The following is a 12,048-nucleotide window of genomic DNA, read 5'->3' as shown; positions in this document are numbered from 1 at the left end:
GTTAAAAAAACCGCCAACGGCGGTTTTTTTATGGGCGTTGTTTTCAGGTTTATTGGTTCAACGGTCCAAAACGGAGTCGTTAGGTTTGAGTACTGGCAAGATCGCAAAACCACCAGGCCTGGTGGTTTTCAGGAAACCAGCTTAAAGAACTTTACGGATGACGCCCGGTAGGGTTTCCGGGTTAAAGGGTTTGACAATCCAGCCAGTGGCGCCCAAGGCACGGCCTTGTTCTTTCATTTCCTGACTGGCTTCGGTGGTCATCATTAAAATCGGCGTAAAACGGTAGTTTTCAAGCTTTCGCGCCGCTTCCAAAAACGCCAAACCGGACATGACCGGCATGTTGATGTCGGAAAGGATGACGTCGAATTGCTCTTTTTTCAACGCGTCGAGTCCTTGCTGGCCGTCTTCGGCAATGGTGAGGTCAAATTCTTTTCCGAGAACCATGTCGACCAGTTTACGCATGGAAGAGGCGTCGTCGATATACAGGACTTTTTTCATGAGGGTTACTTTAGGTTTATTTTAGGTTTTATTTTCGATTGAAACCGTTTAACTTTATCACAGAAATAAGGGTTTTTTCCTAAAAATTATCTGAAAGGCCTAACAGAGATTGTTACAATAATTTTTTTTACTTTTTAAGGTATCGGAACAAGATGTTACAAAGCATTAGAGAGCATGCACAAGGCTGGATTGCCTGGACGATTGTCGGTTTAATCATCATTACGTTCGCCCTGTTCGGCATCGATCAATATGCCCAAGGTGACAAGACGGTGGTGGTCGCCGAAGTCAATGGCGAAGACATTACCGCAACGGAATTCTTAACGCTTTATGCCCGCCAGCAATCACGCCTTAAAAATCAGTTTGGCGAGCTTTACGACCAGGTCGTCAATGACGAAGATTTGCGTGACCAGGTGATGGATGCCTTGATTGAATCCGAAGTGGTGCGTCAATGGGCCGATGCACACGATATGGTGATTTCCGATCAGCAGTTGGCGATGACGATTCAGTCGGCTCCGGTGTTCCAGAAAGACGGCCAATTCGATGATGCGCTGTATAAAGATATTTTGATGCGCAACGGCTTGAACGTGGCACGTTTCGAATACGAACAGCGTCAGTATCTGATTGAAAACCAAAACCGTCAGTTGACGGCGGCCTCGGCGATTGTGACCGATGACCAGGTAAAACAATTGGCCGCCCTGCAGTTCCAAAAGCGTGACGTGAATTATCTGCGTGTGGACCAGCGTCCGTTCATTGAAACGGCGACCGTGCCGGATGATGCGATTCAAGCTTACTATGAACAGCATAAAGAAGACTTTGTGACCCCGGAAATGGTCAAATTGAGTTATGTGTTGTTGTCGCAAGAAGAACTGGCGAAGCAAGTGAGTGTTGACGATAAAACTTTGAAACAGTTCTATGAGAACAACAAGGACCAGTTTACCGATCCGGAAAAACGTCAAGCGAGTCACATTCTGGTGAAAATCGATGAAGAAACCGACGATGCGGCGGCCTTGAAAGAAATCCAGGACATTCAGGCGAAATTGGCGAATGGTGACGACTTTGCGGCCTTGGCGAAAGAGTATTCGGACGATCCCGGTTCGGCGGCCATGGGTGGTGATTTGGGCTTGTTCCAACAAGGCATGATGGTACCGGAATTCGACGAAGCCGTGTTCACCATGAAAGTCGGCGAAGTCAGCGAGCCGGTGAAAACCGATTTCGGTTATCACCTGATCAAATTGACGAAAATTCAACCGAAAAAAGTACTGCCGTATGCGGAAGTAAAAGACGAAGTGGACGACATGTACCGCAATCAGCAAGCCGAAAAACAGTATTTCGAGCAGTTGGAACAGTTGAATACCGTTGCCTATGAACAAGCCGATTCACTGGTACCGGCGGCGGAAGTGGTCGGTTTGGAAGTACAAACGACCGACCCGATTCCAAGAAGCGGTGGCGGGGATGAAGTGACGTCCAATGCCAAAGTCATGGCGGCGGCCTTTTCCGAAGATGTGAAAAAATCCGGATTGAACAGTGCCGCGATTGAGTTGTCGCCAACCGAATCGGTGGTGGTGCGCGTGGATGAAAGCATGCCTGCCAAACAGCAGTCTTTGGACGAAGTCAAAGCGGACATCGTGCGCATTCTGAAGCGCGAAGCGGCGGTGAACGCGTCGGCGGATTTAGCGGGTGAATTGTTGGCTAAATTGCAAAAAGGCGATTCCAAGATGCAGGATTTGGTTAAGGAGGGCGTTGAGTTTACGCCGGTCGGTTGGTTGGAGCGTGAAAACCGTCGCGTTTTGCCGCAGCTGACGCAAGCCATTTTCAAGGCGCCGAAACCGAGCGGTGAAGCACCAAGTTATACCACTTATCAATTGCCGACCGGTGATTCGGTGGTCATTGAAGTCTTGCGCGTGGAAGAAGGCACCTTGCCGGAAGACGAAGCGATTAAAGCTCAGTTGAAAGAGGCGTTAATCAACTTGTCGGCCACATCGGAAGTTGACGCGCGTATTCAGACCATGATGGATGCCGCGAAAATTGAAAAGATGTCGAACTACAAAACCATTAAGCCGGCTGGGCTTTAAGTTCGATAAATCGAATCGTTTCTGAAAAACGCCCAGGCCTGGGCGTTTTTTAAGAAGGAATCAAAGCGATAATAAAAAAGCGCCGTTTAGGCGCTTTTTTATTTGGAGCCGAAATGTTTTCAGCCGAATTGATAATGTTTTCTCACCGGCTTTTCAACCGCCCAGTAGCAGTTCAAGCCACGGCGGAAGGTCACCAAATCACCGGTTTTGATGTGGTATTGGGTACCGTTTTCGGTGGTGACAGTGACTTCGCCTTCCAGTAAGTAACAGATTTCGCGCTCATCATAATGCCAAGGGAAGTTGGACACTTCCTTCTCCCATATCGGCCATTGCATGACCCCCATCAGGTCGAGCTTTTCCTGTGACGGGTTGGATTCGATGGTAACGTCGTTCATGCGGTCCTCCAATCTAGGACGGGGTTTGAAAATGGCGACGGCAGTCGCTGCGCATCGCCTTTCGTTTGACTAACGTTCGAAGTGCTTTCGGTGGATTTTGTCTGGCGGTTCTGGCTTACAGAGCGCCCAAGTATCACCGATTATTGTTCTGTCGATTCAGAGTTGTCGGCCGGTACTCTATAGAGCGCTTGCGCCGCCTGTAAGTATTTTTTGCGGCTCCACAACAAGCCCCAGCGGCTGCCTCCGACCTGGCGCCATAAAACCGCCGCTCGAATCCCCGCCAAAAGCAGTGCGCGGATTTTATTGGCCGTTTTGGGGTTCTGTAAATGCCCGTGCTGTCCGTTGACCATGATTCTCGGGTTAATCGGACTGATATTTTCCGAATAAGCCCTCGCCAACGTGGCGATGACGTTTTCATGGAAGTCGCCAAAATGGGTTCTTTGTGCACGGGCGGATTCAATGACTCTAGAAACCTTATCAAAAGTCCCTTCCGTTTTCGAGACATTTTTTTCCAAAATCATCAGGCTGAGTACGTATTTGGTGACTTCGATATTCCGTGCTGAGACCGATTCGTTGGAGCTCATCTGTGCTAAAAGGGTATTGACGCCCAGTTGAATGTTTTGGACGTCTCCACCGAATACGTCCAGCGTATCGTCGGGGTTTTCGCAAAACAGTGAGTTGATGCTGGTTTGGTAAGCGATTTCGTCGGTTTTACCGCTGGTGGCCAGTTGATACACTTGCTGCGCGACTTGGTAGATGCCGATGAGCGCGATGGCTTTGTCTTGGTCGGTATAAGCTTGCGTCATAACGTCGATTTTATCTCGCTTCAATCTCGTTTAAATGGTGATAACGTCCGGTGATGACGGCACCGCCCAGGCACTCGTCACCCTCATAGAATACCACGGACTGGCCCGGCGTGATGGCGGTTTGGTCTTCGTCGAACTTTACAACGATTTCTCCGTTGGTTTCCGACAGTATCATGCAATCGGTTTCCGGTTGACGATAACGCACCTTGGCCTTGAGCGGCTGGTTCAGCTCGGGACATTGGCCGGAGGTCCAGTCACAGGTGTCGGCGGTCAAATAAGCGTGATTCAACAGTGGGTGATCGGCTCCTTGCACCGCAATCAGTTGATTTTTTTCCAAGTCCTTATCGGCCGAAAACCAAGGCAGACCCGAGTCGCCATGCCCGCCGCCGATGCCTAGGCCTTTGCGTTGCCCCAAGGTGTGGTACATCAAGCCGTCATGATGCCCGATGACTTTGCCGTCGGTATTGACGATGTCGCCCGGTTGCGCCGGTAAAAACTGCTGCAGGAAGTCTTTGAACTTGCGCTCGCCGATAAAGCAGATGCCGGTGCTGTCTTTCTTGTCATGGGTGATGAGGTCCGCTTCTTCAGCCAGTTGGCGCACGTAAGGCTTTTCCAATTCGCCGATGGGAAACAGGGATTTCGCCAATTGATGCTGTTGCAAGGTGTAGAGAAAGTAACTTTGATCCTTATTGGCATCCAAACCTTTCATCAGGTGGCACTGACCCTTGTCGTCACGATGAATGCGGGCATAATGGCCGGTGGCGATGAAATCCGCGCCCAAGGTCATGGCGTGTTGCAGGAAGGCCTTGAATTTGACTTCCTTATTACAAAGGATGTCCGGGTTCGGTGTGCGACCGGATTTGTATTCTGCCAGGAAATGCTCGAAAACCCGATCCCAATATTCGCCGGAGAAGTTCTCCACGTGTAGCGGGATGTCGAGCTTTTCGCAAATGGCCAGGACGTCCTTCAGGTCTTCGGCGGCTGGGCAGTAGTCTTCGGTATCGTCGCCTTCCCAGTTCTTCATGAACAGGCCTTCGACGTCATAGCCTTGTTGTTTCAATAATAACGCCGTAACGGACGAATCCACACCGCCGGAAAGGCCGACGATGACTTTAATTTGAGAGTTGTCTCCGGTTGGAGTTTGAGTGGTGTTTTGCATGGGCTTATTTTATCACGATTTTTCCAGCAGAATCGATTCGCCGGGTTGTAAGTTCTTTAACTGGTAATCGCCGATTCGCGTGCGGATCAAGCGCAAGGTCGGGAAGCCGACGGCAGCCGTCATACGGCGCACTTGGCGGTTTTTACCTTCGGTAATCGTCAGTTCCAGCCAGGACGTTGGAATGTTTTTGCGTTCGCGAATCGGAGGATTGCGCGGCCACAACCATTTGGGCTCTGGCATTTTTCGAGCCTTCGCCGGCTGGGTCAAACCGTCTTTGAGTTCAACGCCTTGTTGCAATTGCTGAATCGCCTGTTTTGTGAGCTCGCCTTCCACTTGCACCAGGTAGGTTTTCGGTTGTTTATGTTTCGGGTCGGCGATTTGGTGCTGCAGTTTGCCGTCGTCTGTCAACAGCAACAAGCCTTCGGAATCTCGGTCTAAGCGTCCGGCGGCGTAAAACCCTGGGCGCTGGATGTAATCAGCCAGGGTTTCGCGTTGTCCTTTGTACAGGGGTTCATCGGTGAACTGACACAGCACATTGAACGGTTTATTGAAAAGCAGCAGGTGACTCATGGGTTCGAACTCATCGTTTCATCGTTGACTTATATTTTTTCGGTCGGTGATGTAAAATAGGCGTTATTCTAACATTCTTTAACCTTTCATCGCCTGACCTTGAGGCGCGCTTAATTTAGGAACTTCCAATGACAGAATCCGCTAAGACGACTTCCAAGATTATCTACACCCTAACCGACGAAGCACCGGCGCTGGCCACCTATTCGTTGCTACCGATTATCGAAGCCTTTACCAAAGCTGCCGGTGTGGCGGTTGAGACGCGCGATATTTCGCTGGCAGGGCGTATCCTGGCGAACTTTCCGGAAAAACTGACCGAAGCGCAGCGCATTGGAGATGCGTTGCAGGAGTTGGGCGACCTGGCGAAAACGCCGGACGCCAACATCATTAAACTACCGAATATCAGCGCGTCCATTCCCCAGTTGAATGCTGCCATCAAGGAATTGCAATCCCAAGGTTATGATGTTCCGGATTATCCGGCCAACCCGCAGAATGCCGAAGAAGAGAAAATCAAAGCCACTTACGCCAAAGTGTTGGGCAGTGCGGTTAACCCTGTCTTGCGTGAAGGGAATTCCGACCGTCGTGCGCCGACCTCGGTGAAAAATTTCGCGAAAAAGCACCCGCATTCTATGGGCGCCTGGTCGGCGGATTCCAAATCGAAAGTGGCTCATATGTCCGAAGGCGATTTCTATGGTTCCGAAAAATCCACGACCTTGTCGGATGCCACGGAATTTAAAATCGAATTCGTTTCACAGTCCGGCGACACTAAAGAACTGAAAGCCTATGCACCTTTGCAGGCGGGCGAAATCATCGACGCGGCGGTCATGAGCCAAAAAGCGTTACGTGCCTTCTTGGCGAAGGCGGTTCAGGAAGCCAAAGAGCAGGGGATTTTATTCTCGTTGCACCTGAAAGCGACTATGATGAAAGTGTCCGACCCGGTTATTTTCGGACAGGCCGTATCGGTTTTCTTTGCCGAGGTGTTTGAAAAATACGCGGCCGAGTTCGAGCAAGTCGGTGTCAATCCGAACAACGGTTTGGGGGATGTTTACAGCAAAATCCAAAGTCTGGGCGATGACAAACGTGCGGAAATCGAGAAAGCGATTGCCGATACTGTGAGTGCCAAAGCGGATATTGCCATGGTGGATTCCGATAAAGGCATCACCAACCTACATGTGCCGTCCGACGTGATTGTCGATGCGTCCATGCCAGCGATGATTCGCACTTCCGGGCAAATGTGGAATAAGGACGGTCAGCAACAAGATACCCTGGCGGTGATTCCGGATCGTTGTTATGCCGGTGTCTATCAAGAAACCATTAATTTCTGTAAACATCATGGCGCGTTTGATCCGACGACAATGGGCACGGTTCCGAACGTCGGCTTGATGGCGCAGAAAGCCGAAGAATACGGCTCGCACGACAAAACGTTTGAAATGACCGATGCCGGAACCGTCAAGGTGCTGGATAAAGAGGGACAGGTTTTGTTGGAACAAAACGTGGAAGCCGGTGATATTTTCCGTATGTGTCAGGTCAAGGACGCGCCGATTCGTGACTGGGTTAAGTTAGCGGTAAGCCGTGCCCGCGCAACCGGTTGGCCGGCGGTATTCTGGCTGGATACTAATCGTGCCCACGATCACCAGTTGATTGAAAAGGTCAATCATTATCTATTGGAGCATGATACGGCCGGATTGGAAATTCATATTATGTCGCCGGAAGAAGCCACACGCTTTACCCTGCGTCATATTAAAGAAGGGCAAAACGTCATTTCCGTGACCGGGAATGTATTGCGTGATTATTTGACCGATTTGTTCCCAATTTTGGAGTTGGGCACGTCCGCTAAAATGCTGTCCATTGTGCCGTTGATGAATGGCGGTGGTTTGTTTGAGACCGGTGCCGGTGGTTCTGCACCGAAACACGTTCAGCAGTTTATGAGCGAAAACCATTTGCGTTGGGATTCACTGGGTGAATTCCTAGCGTTGGCCGTGTCGTTGGAGCATTTGTCCAGCCATTTCAACAACCCGAAAGCGCAGGTCCTGGCGGATGCCTTGGATAAAGCGACCGGGCGTTTCCTGGAAAACAACAAGTCGCCATCGCGTAAAGTGGGTGAAATCGATAACCGTGGCAGTCATTTCTATTTGGCGATGTACTGGGCGCAGGAATTGGCGGCCCAGGACGCGGATGCCGAATTGAAAGCGCGCTTTACCGACTTGGCCGACGCCATGGCGAAAAACGAAGCACAAATCATGGATGAACTGAACGGCGCGCAAGGACAGGCCATGGACATCGGCGGTTATTACAAGCCAAATGCCGAGCTGGCCAGCCAAGCCATGCGCCCAAGCGCAACCTTGAATACGCTGATTGATGCCGTATAAAAGAAAGTGATAAGCCGCTTTTTAAAGCGGTTGAACTTCACGAGTCTAACCTTTAAAAACCGCCAGGCCTGGCGGTTTTTTTATATGGCCCTTGAAAGGGGTTATTGGTTGTATTCGTCTACCGTATCAATCAGCTCGGCGTTCGAGAAAGCGTCTTTCAGTTCTTTGGACTGGGTGGCTTTTCGAATCAAATCCATGGTGTTTTTGTCCGGATGCAGGAATTGGCAGGAAATCTGGTAGGCGCCGATGTCGGTTTTTTCATCAATCCGTACCACCTTGGCTTTTTGATGAACGATTTCGTAATCGTTGGTTTTATCGGAGGCCGAAAGGTCGAAGCGGAAAAAAAGCTCCAAATGGTCGTTGATGTCGACCAGGAAAGGGGTGAAGAAAGAGAAGCCGCCGGAGGAAATATCGTGGTAATCCGCACTCCAGTATTCCGGGAAGACGATGATGTAGTTGCTGCTCGAGATATTGTTGTAGATTTTTTCCAACAGTGCGGCGTAATGATAAAGGTTGATGAATGACATCAGCAAGCTGGAACTGTTACGTTTTTTCTTTTCGACATAGTCTCGGATGTCATAGTCGATTTTGACCTTTTCGAGCACAGGCCCTTCGTAGAGCTTGTGGGGCGTAGAGTTTTCCAACAGCGTTAAGGTGCTCTGGCCGATGTGGTCGACCTTTTCTTCGAAATCGCGCAGGATGGATTCGGTTCGGATATTGCCTTTGAGGGAGGCAAAATCCAGGGTGGACTCCAAATTGGCTTTCAGGAAACGTTTGGATTCTTCCACCGAAAGACGGCCGACGGAGATGCCGTTCAGGACTTCCCGTAAATATTCGTTTTTTTCCGCCACGACGGTAAAGAGGTCATAGGCTTCCGGGTGACTGTCCACCAGGGCTTCGCGGATATTTTTCTGATAGTGATCCATCAGGGTGTCCAGCTTCTGGTTGACGATCTTGGTAAAGTGCTTGATACCGGACGTGTAGATGTCGCCTTGAAGTTCCGTGGCGTTTTCATGGGCGCCGAGGCGAACGAAATGGTAGGTCATGTTCGCGGTGTAACGGTAAAAACGACGGGTGTTTTCACGTCGGGAGCGGATGGCTAAAGAGTAGCGGTCGGCGGTATCGGTTTTGTGAATCCAGTAGTGCGTTTTGGGGTAATACTGTTTGAGGAAGTCGAGCAGTTCGTCGTCCGATGCCTCGGCGTTCAGTCGATCGGTCAGTAAATAACGCAAGGAACGATACAATTGCTCGTATAGGAAAGCCATTTCGTTGTCGAGCACATACAGTTGTTTGTCGAAGAAGGTGATCTTTGCGACCAGGCAGGCATGGAGGGTTTTCAGGATGTCGTCAACGGACACTTTATCCATGTCTTTGAAATGGGTCGAAGCTTGACTGTCGACACTCAGAATCATCGTTTCCAAGGAATCGTCCCGAATGATTCGATGCGCTATCTTTTTCAAATGAAAAGGCAGCTCTTCGATAAAAGAGTGGTCGTTGTCGTAATGCGTTCCTGGCACGTGTGTGTCCCTAGGTTGAAATTATAATGGGTTTAAATTTGATCAGGTCGTCTGGACAGCGCCCGCCTACGGTTGAGGTGCCGATCAAATTAGCATTATATTATAGTTTAACGGCTTTTGGATGACAGCCGGATGACGGAATAATCCGGCTTTGAAAAAGAAAAAACCACCAGGCCTGGTGGTTTTTTATACGTTTGAGAGCGATTTGAAATGCAGCGTTACAGTTCGATGTCGAAGTAGACGTTTTGGACGTCGTCCAGGTCTTCGAGCATTTCCAACAGTTTTTCGAACATTTCGCGGTCTTCGTCGTTTTCCAACGGTTTGGTCATTTGTGGCAGGAACTGGATTTCATCGACTTCAAAATCGATTGAACCGAAGGCTTCAATCAGTGCGGTCTTGGCTTTGGCGTACTCGGTGTGCGGGACGAATACGCTGATTTTTCCGTCTTCATTTTCAATGTCGGAAACGTCGACGTCGGCCATTAAGAGCGCTTCCAAAACGGCTTCTTCATCCTGACCGGCAAAGACCAGAATCGCCGAATGGTCAAACATATGACTGACGCTGCCTTGAGTACCGATTTTACTTTTGGTCTTGGTAAAACAACTGCGCACATCGCCGAAGGTGCGGTTGGGGTTGTCGGTCAGACATTCGACAATCACCATGCTGCTGCCCGGTCCATAACCTTCGTAACGGGCCACGGCGAAGTCTTCACCGCCACCGCCTTTGGCTTTGTCGAGTGCTTTGTCGATAACATGCGCGGGCACTTGAGCTTTTTTGGCGCGTTCGATCAGGCCCTGTAGGGCCAGATTGCTGTCGGTTTCCGCGCCGCCGCTTTTGGCGCAGACGTAAATTTCACGACTGAATTTGCTGTAGACTTTGGCTTTGGCGTCAGACGTTTTCGCCATGGATTCTTTGCGGTTTTGGTAAGCTCTACCCATCTTGTCTTTCCGTTATCGTTTTTTGAAAAGTGGAATTTTACACAATAACGTTTTGATGATGCAGGGAATTTGAGACTTCTTAAACTTGAAAAAGGCGAGCGCAACCCGTTTTTACATGGGAAACGGTCATGGAAGGGGGTATAATTATCCGCATTGCTTTTACAGGGACGTGAGAGGAAGTTCGTTGAAGGCCCGAAAGACGGGTGGGAAATTTTAACTGTTTCATTTTCAATGAAATTTCGTTAATATTGCCGCCAATTCATCAACCGGCGTTGAGTGGCTCGTGGTAGGCCGCTCCGTAAAGAAGAGTTTGAATGATTGATTTAACCGCAAAGCACATCGGGGTTGGGTATAACACATGAAAATTCTAATTATCGACCCCTCGTTGAGTTATCGGGAGCTGATTAAAGAAATTTTGTCCACCGAGGACGTCACCGTCATCGAGGCGAAAAGTGGTGAGGATGCACTGGCTTACCTGAAAAAAGAGATTCCGAATGCAATCAGCATTTCCCATGAACTCGGGGATATGGACAGCTTTAAGTTTCTGCGTAAGTTGAAGCTGAAAGAGGTGCTGAGCAATATTCCGAAGTTTTTGCTTACGTCCAATGCCTCTCAGGATTTCAAACGTTCGGCCTATGATGCCGGGTTTACCGAAATCTTTTTGAAATCCGATATTCAAACCTTAAAGCGTGCGTTGCGCAGCTTGATGCTGTATGCCACCACCAATATTTCCGCTCGGGTGTTGTACATTGAAGACACCCAAAGCACCGCGGATTACACCAGTCACATCATGGCTTCGGCCGGCTGGGAAGTTACCCACGTTAAAAGCGGGGAAGCCGCCGCCGAGATTCTCGATAAGAAAAAACGCTATTTCGATTTGGTGGTGACCGACCTGGTATTGGAAGGTTCCATCAGCGGTATTGGACTCATCAACCTGATTCGTCAAGGACATGAAGACATTCGCAATATTCCGATTCTGGCGGTCTCCGGCTGGAACGATTTGTTGCGGCAAGTTTATGTCCTGAAGCATGGGGCGGGGGATTTTATCGCCAAACCGTTCCATGAAACCGATTTTCTGGCGCGGGCCATCAACCTGATCCTGAACAAAAAACGTTTCGATGAATCCAAAGCGGCTCAAAAAGCGCTGTATTTAAAAGCGAACCTGGACGTGGCCACCGGGCTGAATAATCGTCACTTCATCGAAGAGTTCGGTGACAAAATGGTTCAGGAGTCCATCGAGAACAACGAAGGCGTCTCCTTGATGATTCTTGACATCGATTACTTCAAAACCATCAACGATTCCATGGGGCATGCCGCAGGGGATTTGGTTTTGAAGCAAATTTCGACGTTGGTGAAAAGCATGTGTCGCTCCACCGATATTGTCGTCCGTTACGGCGGGGATGAACTGGTGGTATTGATGCCAGGCTGCAATCATGATGAGGCGTTTGAACGGGCCGAGTCGCTGCGTCAGCAGGTTTCCGAATTAAGCCCGGGCGGCATTGATGTCTCTGTCAGCGTGGGTGTGGCTAGTCATGATAAGCGGGTGGCGATGGAGTTGGTGGCGTTATTGAAGAATTTGAACCAGACGCCGCATGATGAAGTGGTATTGGATTACGAGACGTTGTTCCGCGCGGCGGATCATTCTTTGTATGCGGCCAAGCAAGCCGGACGCAATAAAGTCTGTATGAATAACTTGCTGGAACGGACCGAGTCGTTTTCGTCCTGAA

The 12,048-nt window shown here is 49.7% G+C and carries 10 protein-coding genes; 3 read left to right on the top strand and 7 right to left on the bottom strand.

Translation table 11 applies throughout. From position 1 onward, the window contains the following. Positions 1-141: 141 nt before the first annotated feature. The gene (locus tag AYJ59_RS07870) at positions 142-498 is read right to left on the bottom strand and encodes a response regulator (RefSeq protein ID WP_029937943.1); all 357 of its coding nucleotides are present in this window, start codon (positions 496-498) and stop codon (positions 142-144) included. Positions 499-650: 152 nt separating this feature from the next. Between AYJ59_RS07870 and AYJ59_RS07865 the strand changes: the two genes are divergently transcribed. Beyond that, positions 651-2,570: a SurA N-terminal domain-containing protein gene (locus AYJ59_RS07865; RefSeq protein WP_127119784.1), complete on the top strand. Its 1,920-nt coding sequence runs from the start codon at positions 651-653 to the stop codon at positions 2,568-2,570. Positions 2,571-2,689: 119 nt separating this feature from the next. Here AYJ59_RS07865 and AYJ59_RS07860 read toward each other — a convergent pair whose 3' ends face one another. The 4 genes from AYJ59_RS07860 to AYJ59_RS07845 form a co-directional block, all read right to left on the bottom strand. Next, positions 2,690-2,965 (bottom strand): cupin domain-containing protein, encoded by a 276-nt coding sequence (locus AYJ59_RS07860; RefSeq protein ID WP_029937945.1) that lies wholly within the window; start codon positions 2,963-2,965, stop codon positions 2,690-2,692. A 140-nt stretch (positions 2,966-3,105) separates the two neighbouring features. After that, positions 3,106-3,795 (bottom strand): high frequency lysogenization protein HflD, encoded by a 690-nt coding sequence (hflD, locus tag AYJ59_RS07855; RefSeq protein WP_237260296.1) that lies wholly within the window; start codon positions 3,793-3,795, stop codon positions 3,106-3,108. After that, on the bottom strand, positions 3,782-4,930 hold the full coding sequence (mnmA, locus tag AYJ59_RS07850; protein ID WP_127119782.1) for a tRNA 2-thiouridine(34) synthase MnmA: 1,149 nt from the start codon (positions 4,928-4,930) through the stop codon (positions 3,782-3,784). The genes hflD and mnmA overlap by 14 nt, the downstream gene beginning before the upstream one ends. A 12-nt stretch (positions 4,931-4,942) precedes the next feature. After that, positions 4,943-5,500 (bottom strand): rRNA large subunit pseudouridine synthase E, encoded by a 558-nt coding sequence (locus AYJ59_RS07845; RefSeq protein ID WP_127119781.1) that lies wholly within the window; start codon positions 5,498-5,500, stop codon positions 4,943-4,945. Between the two features lie 128 nt (positions 5,501-5,628). Here AYJ59_RS07845 and AYJ59_RS07840 point away from each other — a divergent pair, with 128 nt between their 5' ends. Beyond that, positions 5,629-7,866, top strand: coding sequence for an NADP-dependent isocitrate dehydrogenase (locus AYJ59_RS07840; RefSeq protein ID WP_127119780.1), 2,238 nt, complete (start codon positions 5,629-5,631; stop codon positions 7,864-7,866). 101 nt (positions 7,867-7,967) lie between these two features. Here the strand turns inward: AYJ59_RS07840 and AYJ59_RS07835 are convergent, their stop codons facing one another. After that, positions 7,968-9,383, bottom strand: a complete 1,416-nt coding sequence (locus tag AYJ59_RS07835; protein WP_127119779.1) for a PilZ domain-containing protein — start codon at positions 9,381-9,383, stop codon at positions 7,968-7,970. 218 nt (positions 9,384-9,601) lie between these two features. After that, entirely contained in the window at positions 9,602-10,321 is a 720-nt protein-coding gene (locus AYJ59_RS07830; RefSeq protein ID WP_029937952.1) for a YebC/PmpR family DNA-binding transcriptional regulator, read from the bottom strand. 358 nt (positions 10,322-10,679) lie between these two features. On the opposite strand from AYJ59_RS07830, the gene AYJ59_RS07825 reads away from it, so the two are divergent. After that, the gene (locus AYJ59_RS07825) at positions 10,680-12,047 is read left to right on the top strand and encodes a diguanylate cyclase (protein ID WP_029937953.1); all 1,368 of its coding nucleotides are present in this window, start codon (positions 10,680-10,682) and stop codon (positions 12,045-12,047) included. Position 12,048 lies beyond the last annotated feature (1 nt).

Origin of the sequence: Thiomicrospira sp. S5, assembly GCF_003991075.1 — a bacterium.
Classification (GTDB): Bacteria; Pseudomonadota; Gammaproteobacteria; order Thiomicrospirales; family Thiomicrospiraceae; genus Hydrogenovibrio; species Hydrogenovibrio thermophilus.
Note: the sequence above shows the minus strand (reverse complement) of the source record. Positions and strands in the feature narration are given on the sequence as shown.

Coding starts and splice junctions, on each gene's coding strand:
- AYJ59_RS07870 (WP_029937943.1), bottom strand. CDS start 498: ATGAAAAAAGTCCTGTATATCGACGACGCCTCTTCCATGCGTAAACTG.
- AYJ59_RS07865 (WP_127119784.1), top strand. CDS start 651: ATGTTACAAAGCATTAGAGAGCATGCACAAGGCTGGATTGCCTGGACG.
- AYJ59_RS07860 (WP_029937945.1), bottom strand. CDS start 2,965: ATGAACGACGTTACCATCGAATCCAACCCGTCACAGGAAAAGCTCGAC.
- mnmA (WP_127119782.1), bottom strand. CDS start 4,930: ATGCAAAACACCACTCAAACTCCAACCGGAGACAACTCTCAAATTAAA.
- AYJ59_RS07845 (WP_127119781.1), bottom strand. CDS start 5,500: ATGAGTCACCTGCTGCTTTTCAATAAACCGTTCAATGTGCTGTGTCAG.
- AYJ59_RS07840 (WP_127119780.1), top strand. CDS start 5,629: ATGACAGAATCCGCTAAGACGACTTCCAAGATTATCTACACCCTAACC.
- AYJ59_RS07830 (WP_029937952.1), bottom strand. CDS start 10,321: ATGGGTAGAGCTTACCAAAACCGCAAAGAATCCATGGCGAAAACGTCT.
- AYJ59_RS07825 (WP_029937953.1), top strand. CDS start 10,680: ATGAAAATTCTAATTATCGACCCCTCGTTGAGTTATCGGGAGCTGATT.